Origin of the sequence: Veillonella sp. oral taxon 780 str. F0422 (genome assembly GCF_000221605.1) — a bacterium.
Lineage (GTDB): Bacteria > Bacillota > Negativicutes > Veillonellales > Veillonellaceae > F0422.
In genome coordinates, this window is record NZ_AFUJ01000037.1 from 1 (window position 1) to 18324 (window position 18324).

The following is an 18324-nucleotide window of genomic DNA, read 5'->3' on the forward strand; positions in this document are numbered from 1 at the left end:
CATATGTTTATCAAATGTTTGCCCTGCTATTCCTTCCCCTTCATCATGCTCCCTCCGATCTAAGGCTGAAGCAAGATTATCTGCTTCATACACCAAATAGGCTAAACTATTATCTGGGATAACTGCACTAGATAATTTTCTTCCATGATGATATTGAACACACCTTAGCAGATCTTTTTCCTCTGTATAAGAGCGCAAAAAAGTAGCCCCCGCCGTCGAATGATCTCCCAATCCTTCGTTAGCGCGATAGACTACTTTTCCAATATCATGTAATAAGGCACCTTTTACCAATGTTTCTAAACACCCCATGGTTTTCTCCCTCATGAATCCTTTATAATATGACACAATCTTGTTCTTTTCTTTCTCCAATTCCCCAAGTATATATCTTAACTAAATCATCAAGAATATATATTCTCAAAGAATCAATGTTCGGATTAATTAAACGACTACATTGGCGAATCATAGCATCGTACTGTTTACGATTTAACAATGCTTCAAATGCTGACTTTTGAACACGAACACCATATCGTTCCAAACACTTCACCATTTTTAATCGTATCTTGTTATCTACTATATCATAAATAATCAAAACTATAAACTTTTTCATAATTAAGTACTCCATAGAATTATCTTTTCTAGATATCTATCTTATTTCTAGTGGTATATATCGCTCAAGATCTATATTCATAATTGTTGAGGCATAGGCTTTACATTGACTATAAATAGATTCTCTAAATGTCTGTCCTCTATCCATATATTGATTCATGCTTTTTATCTTTTTATTATAAGCACTCAAAAATAGTTTTCTTCCTTCCCCATTTAAATAGCACCCTTCACCAGAATATTGAAAGTCTTCTTCTACATCTATCATCTTTCGTTTAACTAAATTAAGCACTAATGAATCAATTACAGGGGCTCTCCATTCTTCAATTAAATCAGATACTAAGGCTGGATGCCCACCCTTAATAGAATGCATGCACCCTACAAATGGATGTAATCCAGCATTAATAACTCCTGCCATAATTTCATTAAAGAGCATACTATAGCCTAATCCTAACATAGCATTAAATGGATCTAATGGAGGCTGTTTACTTCGTTTTGTAAAAGTAAATTCAAAAGGGACAATCTTTCCTAGCCCTTCAAAATATAAGCGACTAATGATTCCCTCATATCCCATCAATTCTTCAATGCTTGTTGCTTTATGTATATTCTTGCGGATGTGACAAATGTTATTAATGGACATCATAACACTATCATCAAGAAGATTCCTTTCATAGCGTCTCAATATAGTTAGCTGATTATTTATTTTAGCATTGATTAGTTTTTTGCTAAGTGCTAAACAGAACTCTTTATCGCCCCTTATAGTAAATTGTCTCTGATGCTTATGAATATCTACAGTGTTTGTATTAATTAAAGTACCGAAATACTTACCATATCCTGATAGCCAGGTCACTGGAATACCATTAGATATAAAATCAGTCAATAATGATGATGAAATATGAACCGAGTCAAATACTGTTACATCATCAATAGACTCAAATGGTACTTCAAATAATACTTCATGATTCCTACCAACAATAACATGTCCACCTTTTCGTTTAATAAAGGAACCTGATTCTGTCACATATAAAGTTGTCATAATAGATCCTCCTTTATCCTAGAAAATCTAAATATAAATAGTCCTCCATCCCCGTATTGGGGATCATTTTTTTATCTACAGAGCAAAAAGAGGTGTATTCTTGCTTAGTCGATTCTATGTTTCCGTCCCCATATCGGGGATTATTTTCCTATCACTTGCAAAGTCATTTATCTTTGATTTATTAAATCCTACTGACGTTTCCGTCCCCGTATTGTGGGACGTAAACAATGCAGTGCATTGTTTACGCATAGGATTAGGTGTCACAATCATAAGTTTTGTACCGAGTTCCGTCCCCATGTTAGGGATTATTTTTTTATCTCCATATAGAATGCAACAACTAAGAGACCTAGTAGATACACTAGTTTCCGTCCCCATGTTGTGGGACGTAAACAATGCGGTGCATTGTTTATGCGAAGGACTAGGTGTCACAATCATAAGTTTTGTACCGAGTTCCGTCCCCATATTGGGGATTATTTTTTTATCGCATTGCTTGTGAGCGTATACACCGAGGGCGTGTGGGATTTATACGTTTCCGTCCCCGTATTGGGGATTATTTTTTTATCCAGATAGGTCGCTTGTTTTATCAAGCGGTACTTGAAAGATTTCCGTCCCCGTATTGGGGATTATTTTTTTATCGGTATTGGAAAACACTAACAACGGGAATTTAATTCACATTCATTTCTGTCCCTATATTGGGGATTGTTTTTATCGTAAGTTTTCCAACTAAAGTATATCACATTATTAAACCGAAAGTTTCCGTCCCCATATTGGGGATTATTTTTTTATCACACCGTGGTTGAAGCATGAAAGATGGTGATAGGTTGGAAACTTTCCGTCCCCATATTGAGGATTATTTTTTTATCTATTATAAAGGCTGAAATTGAGGAAATTGAGGAGGTTATATTTCCGTCCCCATTTTGGGGATTATTTTTTTATCATGAAACATAACATGGTGGTATGTGATTTATGTGGAGTTACGTTTCCGTCCCCGTATTGGGGATTGTTTTTTTATCAAATATCATTGCAACGGATTGGGGATTATTTTTTATCGTGCAACAACTACAAGGAAATGGGGTTACCTAATAACTGGTGATTTCCGTCCCCATATTGGGGGTTAATTTTTTATACACCAAAAAAACGATACTTTAGAGACTGTTTTATGCACGAAGGTTTCCGTCCCCGTATTGTGGGACGTAAACAATGCAGTGCATTGTTTACGCATAGGACTAGATACAACAATTATAAGTTTTGTATCGAGTTCCATCCCCATATTGGGGATTAATTTTTTATCCAATTATTAGAAACAAACCCTAACGGCTTATTTATTACAGATTAGTTTCCGTCCCCATGTTGGGGATTATTTTTTATCGAGGATATCACCTCAATTTGTTCGATGCGGTTTACGTGCCAAGTTTCCGTCCCCGTACTGGAGATTATTTTTTTATCAAGCCACATTGGATATATCATTCAGCAATTAGGTTTCCCTATGTTTCCGTCCCCGTATTGGGGATTATTTTTTTATCAAGGGTTCACATTTCAAAAAGGTTGGTGGGGTGAGTTCTCTTTTCCGTCCCCGTATTGGAGATTATTTTTTATCAAGGGAGAATTATTGTGAGTAAAGAATACATCTAGAATGAAGTTTCCGTCCCCATATTGGGGATTATTTTTTATCATACAATAGACTTTGATAGCTTGAACCGTGAAGAATCTAACGGTTTCCGTCCCCATATTGGGGATTATTTTTTTATCTGGTACTAAAACAACGACTAAAACAAGCAAAAAGGCATTGAAGTTTCCGTCCCCATATTGGGGATTATTTTTTTATCTTTGCCACGTAGATAGTGTTCGTGACGCCTATGACGACAAAGTTTCCGTCCCCATATTGGGGATTATTTTTTTATCAATGAAAAGAATTTACTTACATTGGCAATCGGTGCAAAACTGGGTTTCCGTCCCCATATTGGGGATTATTTTTTTATCAAGGATTTGAAAAAGTCGATTGTAAAGACTATGAGTCTTTGTTTCCGTCCCCATATTGGGGATTATTTTTTTATCGCTTAGAAAAAAAATTATTATTATACACTTTTATTTAATGTTTCCGTCCCCATATTGGGGATTATTTTTTTATCTTATAAGATTTGATTATATTAGTATATGGTTGCATACGTTCGCGTTTCCGTCCCCATATTGGGGATTATTTTTTTATCTCTTTGACAATGAAAAAAGTAAACTTTGACGATTTAAACAGGTTTCCGTCCCCATATTGGGGATTATTTTTTTATCGTGAAGTATGCTAAGCCTATTTATAATATATTTACGTAAGTTTCCGTCCCCATATTGGGGATTATTTTTTTATCTTTTTGGCAGTATCGAGACGCAAAGCTTGATTATTTTTGGTGTGGGTTTCCGTCCCCATATTGGGGATTATTTTTTTATCGAACGGCTTTTTTAGCATCAGAGGCTTTTTCGGCTTTTGTTTCCGTCCCCATATTGGGGATTATTTTTTATCGCTTTGATGAAATTACACCATACGGTCGAGAGTGTTTAGAACGTTTCCGTCCCCATATTGGGGATTATTTTTTTATCCCTACCCTCTATAATTATGATAACTAGTACGTTTAAACTACAATTATCGGCGGAGTCTTTACAAAGATACCCTTAACTTCAACGAGACTCTCTAAAACTGTCGCTCAAGCCTATTCTTATCATATCGGCGGAGATTTATATCCAATACAAGAATACCATACATATTAGCCAAATTGCAAATTTCAAGCAATAAAAAAGCCTCACATCAGAATGTATCTGTCCTTACGGATGTGAGGGGTTTGTCTTAGTTACATAATAGACCTATTCCAATGCTCTGTCAAGCATCATTTCATGCATTCATAACACAGAATCATTATGTAGCATAAAAATAATTTATTTACCACACCACATATTCTTACTATCTATATCCCCACTACAAATCCTCCATAAAATGCTATAATATACTCAACAATTATCAACACTGTAATCTATACAATAAAGGAGTTCCCCATGATTCGTATTGCTTTTGGTCAAATTCAGGTCCACCCTGGTGATCCTGCTACAAACTTTCAATCTATGATGCAAGCTATCGACTACGCCAAGGCGGTGAGCACGGATATCCTTATCTTCCCCGAGTTGTGCCTCAGCGGGTATATGGTGGGTGACTTGTGGGACCAAGTGCCTTTTATAAATGATTGTCTCTACTATGGTGACGAAATTGTGAAAGCCACCACTAATACAAACCTTACTATTATTTTTGGTAATGTAGGTATTGATAAAAACCTCCGTAACTTAGATGGCAGTCTTCGCAAATACAATGCCCTCTATGTAGCATCCAAAGGACAACTGATATCCAATCCATCCCAGCCATATCCATTTACAATTAAAACCTTATTGCCTTGTTATCGGTACTTTAACGAACCACGGTATTTTACTAGCGCCAATGTAGTAGCGAAAGAACGCCATCTTTCTTTGTCGGACATCAATCAGCCTCTCACTATTTCTACACGTCAAGGCGACTTTACTATTGCTCCTGTTATCTGTGAAGATAGCTGGGATACGCACTATCCAGATTGCCCGACTAATCTCATGTTGGAATCTGCAAAAGCGAAAGGTCAACACATCGATCTAATCGTCAATTGTTCTTCCTCTCCTTACACCGTTCACAAACAAGAACATCGTCATGCCCTATTTAGTGCACAAGCCAAACAATACAATACTCCTATTGCCTATACAAATCACGTGGGAATTCAAAACAATGGCAAAAATATCTGCATCTATGACGGTTGCTCCGCTTTATATGACGTGAACGGTTCTGTTGTGGAAGAAGTCCCAGCTTTTGAAAACACGGTTCGTCCTACATTATTGAAAGATACCTTGTGGCAGCCACTTTCACATGCCTCAAACGATTCAAATAATACATATGGGACAGTACCTAACTACATCCCTACCCTATTCAAAGCCCTTCAATACGGCATTCGTCAATTTTTAGCACAAACTGGGATTAAAAAAATTGTCATCGGTGCTTCTGGTGGCATTGACTCTGCCCTTAATGCTGCTTTGTACAGCACTGTATTAGCACCAGAAAATTTATACTTAGTCAATATGCCAAGCCGTTACAACTCAGATATGACGAAAGATTTGGCCTACCAATTAGCACAGAACATCGGTTGCCATTATGGCGTATTCCCTATTGAGGAAGGTGTGAACGCCACTATTGCACAACTAGAAGGTCAGACTTTTACAAAATCCCCTCTAAAGGCCTCTGGTCATGTACATAAGCATACACTAGCAGATGATGCTACTATCTCCAATTCTACTACAGATACTATATGTGAATCGCAGCAAACTACTACAAACCATACTGAGCAAACTCATGTTGATACCGACTTAGATACTAGCACATTCTTACAGCTATCCACCCTTGCCAAAGAAAACATCCAAGCCCGTGATCGTTCGTCTCGTATTTTAGCCGGTATAGCATCCGCTGTGAATGGGGCTTTCACATGCAATGGCAATAAAACGGAGTTCACTGTCGGTTATGCTACGATGTACGGTGATTTAGCTGGCTTCCTTGCCGTAACAGGGGATGTGTGGAAAACGGATGTGTATGCACTGGCTCGTTATATGAATGAATACATTTTTAAACGGGAGGTCATTCCTCAAGGATCCATCGATGTGGTCCCTAGTGCAGAGCTTTCCGATGCACAGGATGTAGCGCAAGGACTAGGTGATCCCTTACAGTATGAATATCACGACTGCTTATTCCGTGCCTTCGTAGAGGGTACACCTCATACACTGCCTCATCAGCGTTTGACGCCTGAGGATATCTTGTGTGCCTATGAAAAAGGCACATTGGAGCACCTATTAGGATTGCCACACCCTGTTTCTCACTATTTCACATCTACAGATCAGTTTATCAACGACCTCGAACGCTGGTGGAAATCTTTCAACGGATTAGCTGTGGCAAAACGCATCCAATCTCCGCCACTGTTCCTTGTCAGTGAACGTGCCTTCGGTACTGACCTAAGTGAAAGCCAATTAAAACCATATTTCTCACGTACTTACCATATCATTAAAGAGAGAGTTCTATATCACCACACCAAAAAGTGAGTATATTTCTTGATTTTAAAAATATAAATCTATACTATAGTAACGCTATATACAACTTTGTAATATACCTTATTAGATATCTTACATCCTGTATATAGCGTTATTTAATGTTTGACCATTTACTCATGCACCACTTTCAAAAATGATATAACCCATACTGAAAATTATATTGTAATGATAATCGTTATAGATTACAATAAAGTTAACCCTATGGGTTACGTTTTAATGTGTATTTGGAGGTATATTATGCAACAAGCATGGAAAGACTTCAATACAGGTGTATGGGATAAGTCCGTGGACGTACGCGATTTTATCCAACGAAACTATGTGCCTTATGTAGGCGATGATTCTTTTCTAGTAGGTCCTACAGAACGAACTACTAGACTTTGGCAACGGGTATTAGATTTATATGAGGAAGAACGACAAAAAGGTTCTGTCATCGATGCAGACACTAATGTAGCAACTCATATTACGGCGCATGCCCCTGGATATATTATTCAAGAAGATGAACAAATTGTAGGTCTTCAAACTGATTATCCTTTGAAACGTGCCATGTTCCCTTATGGTGGTTTACGAACTGCTAAAAGTGCTATCGAAGAGTATGGTTACAAAATGGATCCAACTCTTGAAGCATTCTTTAAAACTCATCGTAAGACACATAATGATGGTGTATTTGATGTATATACACCTGAGATGCGAGCTGCTCGCTCTGCTCACATTATTACGGGCCTACCTGACGCGTATAGCCGCGGCCGAATTATCGGTGATTATCGCCGTGTAGCCTTATATGGTGTAGATTATTTGATCAAGGATAAAGAAGATCAATTCAGTATCACCATGGGCGATATGATGCCAGATATCATTCGTGACCGCGAAGAAATTCGAGATCAAATCCGCTCTTTGAAAGAATTAAAAGAAATGGCTGCGTCCTACGGATTTGATATCTCCAAACCTGCTACCGATGTAAAAGAAGCTATCCAATGGCTATACTTTGGCTATTTGGGTGCTATCAAAGAACAAAACGGTGCAGCTATGTCCATCGGACGTAACTCCACTTTCTTGGACATCTATGCAGAACGTGATTTGAAGTCTGGTAAATATACAGAAGAACAAATCCAAGAAATGGTGGATCACTTCATTATGAAATTGCGCATGGTTCGTTTCGCACGTATCCATGAATACAACAATTTATTTACTGGTGATCCTGTATGGACAACTGAGTCTATCGGTGGTATGGGCACTGATGGACGTACACTAGTGTCTAAAACGGCATTCCGTGTCCTACATACATTGCAAAACCTTGGTCCTGCTCCTGAACCAAACTTAACAGTGCTTTGGTCTCCTTCCCTCCCTGAAGGTTTCAAAAAGTTCTGTGCGAAGCTCTCTATTGCAACATCTTCCATTCAATATGAGAACGACGAAATCATGCGCCCAAATTCTGGCGATGATTACGCCATCGCTTGCTGCGTATCCCCTATGCGTATTGGTAAAGAAATGCAATTCTTTGGCGCTCGCTGTAACTTAGCGAAAGCCTTACTATACGCAATCAATGGTGGCGTAGATGAAAAGCTGAAAAAACAAGTAGGTCCAAAATTCCGCCCTATTACTTCAGAATACCTTGACTTCGACGAAGTCATGGAACGCTTTGAAGATATGACGGAATGGTTAGCAGGTGTATATGTGAATGCTTTAAATATCATTCATTACATGCATGACAAATACGCCTATGAAAAATTGGAAATGGCATTGCATGACCGTAAGGTAACACGTTGGTTTGCTACAGGTATTGCTGGACTTTCCGTAGTAGCCGATTCTTTATCCGCTATTAAATATGCGAAAGTAAAACCTATACGTGATGAAAATGGTATTGCTATTGATTTTGAAATTGAAGGCGAATTCCCTAAATATGGTAATGATGATGATCGTGTAGATGATTTAGCTGCTACGGTGGTATCTGGGTTTATGAATAAAATTCGTAAACATCCAACCTATCGTCAATCCGTGCCTACTATGTCACTATTAACCATTACATCGAATGTGGTATACGGTAATGCCACTGGTGCTACTCCTGACGGACGTAAAGCAGGTATTCCATTTGCTCCTGGTGCCAATCCTATGCATGGTCGTGACGAACACGGGGCTATCTCTTCCCTAGCATCTGTTGCTAAAATGCCATGGCGTGATTGTTGCGATGGTATTTCTAATACATTCTCTATTATTCCAGATTCTCTTGGTAAATCCGGAGAGTCTATGGTTACATTAGGCGACTTGGACCTAGATATAGACCTAGGCAATATTGAACATGCATTAGCCGATGGTTGTGAAAATCTAGCTTGCCGTGAGCCAAATGTTACATTCCCTGAAGAAAAGGAGTAACTATGACAAACGAACAACAAGTTGATAATTTAGTACAGTTATTAGATGGGTACAGCAAAAAAGGCGGCCACCATTTAAACGTAAATGTATTCAATCGTGAAACATTATTAGATGCTCAAAAACATCCTGAATTGTATCCACAATTGACTATCCGTGTATCTGGTTACGCGGTTCATTTCAACAAGTTGACAAAAGCTCAACAAGACGAAGTGATTGCTCGTACATTCCATCAATCCATGTAATACACTATGGTAGGTCGTATTCATTCCATTGAGACTATGGGTACTGTGGATGGTCCGGGCATGCGATTTGTCCTCTTCCTTCAAGGTTGCCCATTGCGATGTGCCTATTGCCATAACCCAGATACTTGGGATCCCTCTACGTATGCCCAAGAAATGACGGTGGCAGATGTGTGGACACAATTTGAAAGGAATCGAGACTTTTATATCACTGGAGGCATTACTGTCACTGGTGGCGAAGCATTGTTGCAACTCCCTTTTATTATCGAACTCTTTACTTTCTTTCACGGAAAGGGAATTCATACTTGTCTAGATACAAGCGGGATTTGCTACACACAAGAACAGGCTAGAGAGTACAAAATGCTTCTTGACGTAACGGATTTAGTCATTCTTGATGTGAAAGAGATCGATTCCTCTATACACGAAACACTAACCGGCAAACCTAATGATGCGGTCCTAGAGTTCGCTAAGTTTATAGACGAGCAGGGTACCGATTTTTGGGTACGCCACGTGGTAGTCCCAACCATCACAGATAATCGCGATCGCTGGTATCGGCTTGGTTTCTTTCTAGGTGCCTTCAAACATTTGAAAGCCGTAGATTGCTTACCTTACCACGTCATGGGGGTTAATAAATATGAAAGTCTTGGCATTTCCTATCGCTTAGATGGAATACCTCCCCTCTCAAAAGCTGACGCACAGCGTGCACTCCGCGTTGTCCTTTCTGGAATACGCGACTACCGCCGAGGTTTATGGTGTCCTCTTAAAACACCAGAAAGTTAAACTCATAATAATACTTTCCTGATCTTTCATAAAAGCGCACTATCCTTCGTGGACGGTGCGCTTTTTCTGTATACCTCCGTAGACATATCGGTATGTATATATTCCTATGTATCTATTATATTAGCATTTTATGTTCATGTATTGATATTCATTTCTTATGGATAGCTTTTACATATTAGATGTTTAGTTGTATAATAGGAGGGTATTATTTCAGACTATCTCACTATGATTTTGGTGCAAGTGAATCCTATGCGCACTACTGCACCATCCTAGTCTTTTGTACCTAAAGTTAGGAGGCATTTCATGGCATCGTCGTACATGCTACAATTACATCTTGGCGCCGTAGAAACGGTCATACTCTCACTCTTTTCCTTTTTACTGGGAACCTTTATGCACAAGCACATTAACATCTTGCATCGTTGGGCTATCCCAGTGCCTGCTATTGGTGGTTTAACTGTAGCAATAATTGTATTTCTACTACAAATTTCTGGTCTTATACTCATTACTCTGGACAAGGCTGTTCTCGTTCCTGCTATGGTGGCATTCTTCGCCACTATGGGTCTAGTAGCGCCCGTGCAAATTTGTACATCTTCGTTAAAAGCAATCCCTCGCTACTGGGGCATGAGTACTTTGCTTGTGATTATGCAAATCAGCATTGGCTTAGGACTAGCTAGTCTATTTGGATTAGACAAACACTATGCTATTTTATTAGGCTCTTTATCTCTTGAAAGCAGCTACAACTTTGTGTCTGCCTTAGGTCATGACTTAGGGAATGCCTTAAATGGTGAAACTGTGGCACATGGTATCATTGCATTCACTACCATTATCGGTGTGTTCATCGGCGGTCCTATGGGACAATATTTAATCGAAAAGTTCAATCGCTATGAAACAGCACCTCCTCCACCAGATTCACCAGCACCGACACCGGTTGGGATTATCGTCAACTTATTGTTGGTTCTAATCTGTGTCAGTATCGGCATCGGCGGTTCCCACTACTTATTAGATACCTTCGGTTTGCACATTCCTACGTTCATTGTATCCATGTTATTGGCCATTGCTATTCGTAATGGTGGCGATGCCATGGGCCAAACGTTCATCAATTCTAAAGCTATTGCCTTATTTAGTCAAATTAGTATTACTATCTTCTTAACTACTGTGTTCATGAGCGTACCTGTAATCGCATTACGTGCGCTTACAGGACCAATGCTTGTGATTCTTGTGGTACAAGTCATTGCGATTATTCTGTTTACACGATTCATCGTATTCCCTGTGCTGTGTAAAGATTACGACGGCGTTGTCATCGGCGCCGCCCTCCTTGGCCACGGCTTAGGTATCACACCAAACACGGTAGCAACTATCGCTACCCTCGGTGGTCGCTACAGAAAATCTGTAAAAGCTTTCCTAGTTGTTCCTATTACAGCTACTGTATTAATCAATGTACTTGGTATACCTATCTTGCATTGGATCATGCAGTTCTATTGGTAAATATATAATATAAAATCCCCAATCCATTCACTGGACTGGGGATGTTTTATTATAAGAATAAATTAATGATTTCTACACCAATTAATCCACATACGGCAATCACTGTTTCCACCATACACCAAGAGCGTAATGTTTGTTTGACAGATAATCCGAAAAACTCTTTAAATAACCAGAATCCTGGATCATTTGGTGGGCTAAAGAATACAGAACCAGCACCTACTGCAATTACCATCAATTCAGGACTTACACCTGTTAATGGAATTAACGGCGCCACAATGCCGCCAGCTGTCATAGCTGCCACTGTAGCAGAACCAACAGCAATACGAATCACCACCGCAATTAACCAAGCTAATACTAATGGAGATACATTCACTTGCATCACTAATTCACCGATATAGGTACCCACACCGCTATCGATCAATACTTGTTTTAGTGCTCCACCAGCTCCTACAACGAATAGAATCATAGCTACTGTTAAAATCGCTTTTTCAGAAGTAGCCATAATATCTTTCATAGATTTGCCACGAGCGAAGCCAAACGTATAGAAAGCAATAATAATAGAAATTGTCAACGCTACAGAAGGATCACCAATAAAGTTAAGAATGACCATAATGGTAGATGTTTTTGGTAGATTCATCATTTTACCAATAGCTGTAGCAGCCATCAAGATAACTGGTACTAATGCTGTAAAGATAGATACTCCAAAGGATGGCATTTCCTCTTCTGTAAATACCTTATCATTATGAAGTCCTTCAGGGATATCTGTTTTAATATCTTTCACAGTATTATACAATAATGGACCTGCCAAAATAACTGTAGGAATACCGATTAAAATACCATACACCAACGTTAATCCAATGTCTGCATTAAATAATACAGAAATCGCTGTAGGACCTGGATGTGGAGGCAAGAAACCATGTGTCACAGATAAGGCTGCTACCATTGGCATTCCTACCTCTAACAATGGAATATCCGCAGATTTAGCAATAGTAAAGATCAAAGGAATCAATAAGACGAAACCAATTTCATAGAATAAAGCAATACCTACAATAAATCCAGTTAAACATACAGCCCATCTTACATTATTACGACCAAACATGTTGATCAATGTAGTTGCAATACGTTGCGCTCCACCGCTATCGGCCATCAATTTACCTAAAATAGCGCCAAAGCCTACTACGATTGTTAAACCACCTAAGGTAGCTCCTAAGCCTTTTTGAATAGTTGGGAAAATTTTGTCAAGTGGCAATCCTTCTCCAAAGGCTAATAATACACAGACCAATAGCAATGATAAAAAGCTATTCATCTTTACTTTTACGATTAGGAAAAATAGTAAAATAATTCCTAATGCAAGAATAACTAATGGCATTTCTAGTCTCCTTTCTAATTATAAACGACTAAATGGATGTTCCTTTTGGAACTGAACAAGACGTGCCAAATCGTCTTTCATATGAATATACAAACTTTCATAAATAGAGAAAAGCTCTTCATATACGGCTTGATGTTGCTCCTTAGGGTGATAGATACATTCAGGCTGTACTAGCTCTGCTGTATCCTTAATATCTGACAAAGTTCCATCAGAAATAAACCCTAACACAGCGGCGCCAAAGGAGGCACCTTCACTATTATTTGGTAATGTGATATGTTCACCGAATATATCACTCATAATTTGTACCCACAATTCGGATTTAGTGAAAGAACCACTAATACGGATATCTTTTACCTCTTCAAACTCACGTAATGCATCAAGAACAAACCGTAAGCTATAACAAATCCCTTCCATTGTGGCGCGAATCATGTAAGAGCGACTATGATTTAAGGATAAACCTACGAAAGCACCACGCAGATCAGAGTTCCAATAAGGAGCTCGTTCACCAGTAAAGTATGGCATTAATAACAAGCCACCAGATCCAGCCGGTACATGTCTTGCTTTCATGGTCATTAAATCATAAGGATCCACCGATAATTGTTCCATTTGGGAGCCATGATAATGTAGGATACGATCTCGCATCCAACGCAAAATCATACCGCCATTGTTGATAGCTCCACCAGCCACCCACATGGTATCTGTTAAATTATAGCACCAAGTGCGACCTTTAGGATCCATTTGCGGCTTTTCTGTAAGCATACGTATAGCCCCAGATGTACCTATAGTAGCACTTAACTGCCCTTTAGATACAGCGCCAATACCAACATTCACCAGTACTCCATCAGTAGCACCGATGACAACCGGTGTATTCACAGGTAAACCTAAACGTTCTGCTACACCTGCTGCTAACTTACCACTATACGTAGTAGATACTACCTTAGGTAGTTGTTCTTCTTGAATCCCTACATAGTCTAAAATCTCAGAATCCCAAGTTTCTGTAAAGGCATTAAATAAACCAGAACTAGATGCCACTGATTTATCTGTTACCCATTCTCCTGTCATCAACCGGAACATGTAATCTTTAATAGATCCAATATGCGCCATACGAGCAAAGATTTCAGGTTGATTTTCTTTGACCCATATGATTTTAGCCAATGGATAGGATGCATGCAGCGGACAGCCTGTTCTAAAGTAGAATTGTTTACATTGTTCGTCTTGTTCCATACGATGCACGATAGTAGAGCTTCTACTATCTGCCCAAGTAATCATATTCCCTAATAAATCAAAATGTTCATCTTGAGGAATAAAACTATGCATCACTGAGCTCAAAGCAATCCCGGATATAGTGACTAGTTTATATTGTAAATCTTTTACAACTCCCGCAATGACTTCTTCTGCAGCATCATATATTTGTTGAGGATTTTGCTCTGCTCGATCATATTGTGGTGTTTCTAATGGATAAAAAGCATCTCGTACAGCTACAGATTTACCTTGTGCTGTATATGCCATAGCACGCACGCCTGTAGTTCCCACATCAACGCCTATCCATACTGCTTCTCTAACTTCTGACATATATACCTCCTATCATCCAAATAAACTCATTTGCTCATCTTCTGGTAAGTCGCCTAAACAACCTAATTCCACCATGCGATTCGCAATGGTTTGAGACATTTTTGTACGTCTCCGCAAGTCTTTAATAGATAAGAACTCTGCTTGCTCTCGTTCTTCTACGATGGCATCTGCTACCTTTTCGCCTAAACTAGTAACAGCTACAAATGGCGGTAATAAAGAGGTTTCATCTTTAATCATAAACCGTCTTGCTTGAGATTTGTATAACTCTACATTGGCAAATGAGTACCCTCGCTGTTTCATTTCCAAAGATACCTCTAAGGCAGACATTAAATCTTTTTCCTTTGGTGATGCTTCATACTTCGCAGCTAACGCTTTCAACCGTTTAAATTCTTGTTGTTGCTCTTCTAAGGAGCCCATCATAATTTTCAAGTCAAAGGCTTTTGCCCGAATAGAAAAATACGATGCATAGAATGCTAATGGATAATTAATCTTGTACCAAGCAATGCGGAATGCCATCATAACATAAGCTACGGCATGGGCCCGAGGGAATAAATAGGAAATCTTTTTACAAGACCCAATAAACCACTCCGGCACTTGTGCTGCTCGCATCTGGTCTTCATAATCTGTTTGGGCAATCCCCTCTTTATTACGCTTTTCGATACCCTTCCCTTTACGCACATTTTCCATAACAGAAAAGGCTACATTATCTGCTACACCGTGATTACGCAAAAAGTTCATAATATCATCACGGGTAGAGATAGCTTCATTCAATTTACATGTCCCTGTTTTAATCAAGGTCTGCGCATTATCTACCCATACATTTGTACCATGAGAGAAACCAGAGATCCGCACTAAGTCAGAAAAGGTTTGTGGTTTTGAATCTTCCAACATAGCTCGTACAAATCCAGTACCTGATTCAGGTACTGCCAAGGTAGCCACTTTATCTCCTTGCAATTGAGCCGGCGTCAAGCCTAATGCTTTCGTTGAGGAGAATAAGCTCAATGTGGCAGGGTCATCAAAAGGAATACTCGTAGATGGTATACCCGTCATATCTTCTAACATACGAATGATGGTAGGATCATCATGGCCCAGTATATCTAGTTTGGTCATACGACCTTCAATAGAGTGATAGTCAAAGTGTGTGGTAATAATACCACTTTCTTTTTTATTAGCTGGATATTGAACTGGTGTGAAATGATGTACATCCATATCTCGAGGGCAAACCATGATGCCTCCCGGATGCTGACCTGTGGTATTCTTTACTTTTGTAAAGCCTGTAGATAACTTTTCAATAAAACCTCGTCGTTTTTGTAAGTCATTCACATCTGCATATTTGTAGGCATAGCCAATAGCTGTTTTATCCGCAATAGTACCGATAGTTCCAGCTCTAAATACATTGTCTCGTCCAAACAATTCTTCCGTATATTTATGGGCACGACCTTGGTAATCGCCAGAGAAGTTCAAATCAATATCTGGGACCTTATCCCCATGGAATCCCATAAAGATAGCGAAAGGAATATCGTGACCATTCGCGATAAGTGGCGTACCACATTCAGGACAATTGCGCCGTGGCAAGTCAAAGCCCCCCGCATATTCCCCTTTCAAATAGAACTCACTCCACTTGCACTGTGGACACACATAATGTGGCTCTAATGGATTTACCTCCGTAATATCCGCCATGGTGGCTACAAAGGAGGATCCTACAGAACCACGAGAACCTACTAAGTATCCATCATCTAAAGATTTTTTTACTAGTTTATGGGCAATGTAGTACAATACACCGAAACCATTGCCGATAATACTCTTAAGTTCATAGTCCAATCGATCTTGCACCGTCTTCGGCAAGGGATCTCCATAGATAGACTTTGCTTTCGCATAGCACATATCTTCCAAGGCTTTATCAGCCCCTTCAATTTTTGGTGAATAGGTGCCATTAGGAATCGGTACAATATAATCAATACTTTGCTCTATGGCTCTCGTATTGGTCACTACCACTTTGTAGGCATTGTCTTCTCCTAAGTAAGCAAACTCTTCCAACATTTCATCAGTGGTACGCATATGCTGATCTGCTTTGTCTTTTGCATCTTTCACACCGCTAGCGGTAAGCATGATTTCACGGTACATTTTGTCTTTAGGATCCATATAATGCACATTACCTGTAGCTACTACAGGCATTTGCAAGGTATCCCCTAAACCGACGATACGACGATTAATCTCTTTTAAATCTTCCTCATTTTTTAACAAGCCTTCTTTTATAAAACTCTTGTAATTATCATGAGGTTGAATTTCTAAATAATCATAAAATGTAGCAATTTCATGCAATTCTTCATCGGTAGCACCGTGAGCAATAGCTTGAATCAATTCTCCAGATTTACAAGCCGTTCCTATAAGAATCCCTTCACGATGGTCTTCAATGACAGCTCTTGGCAATCTTGGGTACTCATCAAAATAATTCAAATGACTAATAGAAATCATCTTGTACAGATTCCGTAAACCTACCATATTTTTTGCAAATATAATAATATGATGTGGTATCGATTGGTCCTCTTTTTCAATTAAATAGGCCTCTACACCATAGAGAATCTTCACGCCTTTTTCCAAAGAGTATGCTTGTGCCTCTGGGAAAGCTTGTACCACCCCATGATCAGTAATGGCTACCGCTGGATGTCCCCAATCTTTCACACGATTCACAATATCTTTCACTGCTACTAGCGCATTTTTCTCGGACATTTTTGTATGTAAGTGAAGTTCTACTCTGGCTTCCTCGTGAGTATCTGTGCGCTTCGCATTCTCCGTATCCTCCACAGGGCGCACAGAATCCATATTTAACACATAATCTCGTACAAATTGCTCATCATAGATGACTTCCCCTTTGATTTGCACCTTCCCAACAGATTTTAAAATTTTTAATAGCTTTGGTCCGTCTTCAGAAGGGCTGGTAAATCGTTTAATAGCTAAGCTATTGTGATCGTCCACTAGATGACCAGTAATAATATACCGTTTTTTAGGCTCCTCACCTTTTTCACGTGCTTTTTGCACAGCCTTGCTGTCTTCCTTAGGTCGAATTTCTCGTATATCTAAACTGTGAAAGTGTCCCGATATGACAACCTGTTCTCCAGTTCTTACAAAGAAATCATCTGTCTGATGCGTGTCTGCCTCATCAAAAACAGGGCCTAATAACATCCCATCTTCAGTGGTTAGCTTCCGTCTCCGCATAGGATATGAAGAATTACCAGTCACAGTTGAAGTCGGAGCATTAGGACGATCTATGACCACTGGTGCATCATACAAATCATCATAATCCGATGAAGTTTTTATGGTACCATCACGACTCACATAGAGTTCCATTTCATCGAATCGATTCTCTTCATCCATATCCCAATAGATATCGTAATCTGCTACTTCATTAGCCTGTTGTAAAAAAAGATACTCTGCATCTTCCAGAGGGCTATTTCCTAAATCATCTCCAACGACTTGCTCTACGTTTACATTAGGCATACGAGTGAGAATGATTTGGTTCATGAAATCCCCAGTATCTATCACTTCATAGGTACAACCAATAGCATCACAAATCTCTTCTATGCGTTGTTGCACCACGGGATCTAATGTCCCCTTAGCGGGAGAGCCAAATATATGCAATTTTCCATCTTTTAAGTAAAAGTAAAAATCTGTTTTAGATTCTCCTCTTCGTACTAAATGATAGTATTTCATCGTACTACTCCCTT

At 39.2% G+C, this 18324-nt stretch carries 12 protein-coding genes and 1 CRISPR repeat array; of the genes, 5 read left to right on the top strand and 7 right to left on the bottom strand.

Features of this window, described 5'->3' with window-relative positions; all coding sequences use genetic code 11:
• The 4 genes from HMPREF9200_RS04330 to HMPREF9200_RS04345 form a co-directional block, all read right to left on the bottom strand.
• Positions 1 to 309 (bottom strand): HD domain-containing protein (locus HMPREF9200_RS04330; protein ID WP_009353599.1); only part of this gene is annotated, 309 nt, incomplete at its 3' end.
• Positions 310 to 331: 22 nt separating this feature from the next.
• On the bottom strand, positions 332 to 607 hold the full coding sequence (gene cas2 / locus HMPREF9200_RS04335) for a CRISPR-associated endonuclease Cas2 (RefSeq protein WP_009353619.1): 276 nt from the start codon (positions 605 to 607) through the stop codon (positions 332 to 334).
• Between the two features lie 36 nt (positions 608 to 643).
• Positions 644 to 1639, bottom strand: coding sequence for a CRISPR-associated endonuclease Cas1 (cas1, locus tag HMPREF9200_RS04340; RefSeq protein ID WP_009353609.1), 996 nt, complete (start codon positions 1637 to 1639; stop codon positions 644 to 646).
• A 114-nt stretch (positions 1640 to 1753) separates the two neighbouring features.
• A complete protein-coding gene (locus HMPREF9200_RS04345; protein ID WP_038144710.1) occupies positions 1754 to 1936 on the bottom strand; it encodes a hypothetical protein in 183 nt (60 codons plus the stop codon).
• Positions 1937 to 2895: 959 nt separating this feature from the next.
• A CRISPR array of direct repeats spans positions 2896 to 4225; the repeat unit is 30 nt; unit sequence TTTCCGTCCCCATATTGGGGATTATTTTTT.
• Positions 4226 to 4675: 450 nt separating this feature from the next.
• Between HMPREF9200_RS04345 and HMPREF9200_RS04350 the strand changes: the two genes are divergently transcribed.
• From HMPREF9200_RS04350 to HMPREF9200_RS04370, 5 genes are all read left to right on the top strand, one after another.
• On the top strand, positions 4676 to 6778 hold the full coding sequence (locus tag HMPREF9200_RS04350; RefSeq protein WP_009353603.1) for a nitrilase-related carbon-nitrogen hydrolase: 2103 nt from the start codon (positions 4676 to 4678) through the stop codon (positions 6776 to 6778).
• A 246-nt stretch (positions 6779 to 7024) separates the two neighbouring features.
• Positions 7025 to 9154 carry a formate C-acetyltransferase gene (gene pflB / locus HMPREF9200_RS04355; protein ID WP_009353632.1) on the top strand — a complete coding sequence of 710 codons (2130 nt, stop codon included), beginning with the start codon at positions 7025 to 7027 and terminating at the stop codon, positions 9152 to 9154.
• 2 nt (positions 9155 to 9156) lie between these two features.
• The gene (gene grcA3 / locus HMPREF9200_RS04360) at positions 9157 to 9396 is read left to right on the top strand and encodes an autonomous glycyl radical cofactor GrcA3 (RefSeq protein WP_009353611.1); all 240 of its coding nucleotides are present in this window, start codon (positions 9157 to 9159) and stop codon (positions 9394 to 9396) included.
• Positions 9397 to 9402: 6 nt separating this feature from the next.
• Positions 9403 to 10173: a pyruvate formate-lyase-activating protein gene (pflA, locus tag HMPREF9200_RS04365; protein WP_009353600.1), complete on the top strand. Its 771-nt coding sequence runs from the start codon at positions 9403 to 9405 to the stop codon at positions 10171 to 10173.
• A gap of 303 nt (positions 10174 to 10476) precedes the next feature.
• Positions 10477 to 11658 carry a sodium/glutamate symporter gene (locus HMPREF9200_RS04370; protein ID WP_009353617.1) on the top strand — a complete coding sequence of 394 codons (1182 nt, stop codon included), beginning with the start codon at positions 10477 to 10479 and terminating at the stop codon, positions 11656 to 11658.
• 49 nt (positions 11659 to 11707) lie between these two features.
• Here the strand turns inward: HMPREF9200_RS04370 and HMPREF9200_RS04375 are convergent, their stop codons facing one another.
• Genes HMPREF9200_RS04375 through HMPREF9200_RS04385 form a run of 3 tightly spaced genes read right to left on the bottom strand, consistent with a single transcriptional unit; the run spans position 11708 to position 18310 of the window.
• Entirely contained in the window at positions 11708 to 13027 is a 1320-nt protein-coding gene (locus HMPREF9200_RS04375) for a gluconate:H+ symporter (protein ID WP_009353623.1), read from the bottom strand.
• Between the two features lie 18 nt (positions 13028 to 13045).
• The gene (locus HMPREF9200_RS04380; protein WP_009353621.1) at positions 13046 to 14599 is read right to left on the bottom strand and encodes a gluconokinase; all 1554 of its coding nucleotides are present in this window, start codon (positions 14597 to 14599) and stop codon (positions 13046 to 13048) included.
• Between the two features lie 12 nt (positions 14600 to 14611).
• Positions 14612 to 18310 (bottom strand): PolC-type DNA polymerase III, encoded by a 3699-nt coding sequence (locus HMPREF9200_RS04385; RefSeq protein ID WP_009353633.1) that lies wholly within the window; start codon positions 18308 to 18310, stop codon positions 14612 to 14614.
• Between the last annotated feature and the right edge of the window lie 14 nt (positions 18311 to 18324).

Excerpts from the sequence above, each read along its gene's own strand:
- HMPREF9200_RS04370 (WP_009353617.1), top strand. The coding sequence starts at position 10,477 with ATGGCATCGTCGTACATGCTACAATTACATCTTGGCGCCGTAGAAACG.
- cas1 (WP_009353609.1), bottom strand. The coding sequence starts at position 1,639 with ATGACAACTTTATATGTGACAGAATCAGGTTCCTTTATTAAACGAAAA.
- HMPREF9200_RS04375 (WP_009353623.1), bottom strand. The coding sequence starts at position 13,027 with ATGCCATTAGTTATTCTTGCATTAGGAATTATTTTACTATTTTTCCTA.
- pflA (WP_009353600.1), top strand. The coding sequence starts at position 9,403 with ATGGTAGGTCGTATTCATTCCATTGAGACTATGGGTACTGTGGATGGT.
- HMPREF9200_RS04350 (WP_009353603.1), top strand. The coding sequence starts at position 4,676 with ATGATTCGTATTGCTTTTGGTCAAATTCAGGTCCACCCTGGTGATCCT.
- grcA3 (WP_009353611.1), top strand. The coding sequence starts at position 9,157 with ATGACAAACGAACAACAAGTTGATAATTTAGTACAGTTATTAGATGGG.
- pflB (WP_009353632.1), top strand. The coding sequence starts at position 7,025 with ATGCAACAAGCATGGAAAGACTTCAATACAGGTGTATGGGATAAGTCC.
- HMPREF9200_RS04385 (WP_009353633.1), bottom strand. The coding sequence starts at position 18,310 with ATGAAATACTATCATTTAGTACGAAGAGGAGAATCTAAAACAGATTTT.
- HMPREF9200_RS04345 (WP_038144710.1), bottom strand. The coding sequence starts at position 1,936 with ATGGGGACGGAACTCGGTACAAAACTTATGATTGTGACACCTAATCCT.
- cas2 (WP_009353619.1), bottom strand. The coding sequence starts at position 607 with ATGAAAAAGTTTATAGTTTTGATTATTTATGATATAGTAGATAACAAG.
- HMPREF9200_RS04380 (WP_009353621.1), bottom strand. The coding sequence starts at position 14,599 with ATGTCAGAAGTTAGAGAAGCAGTATGGATAGGCGTTGATGTGGGAACT.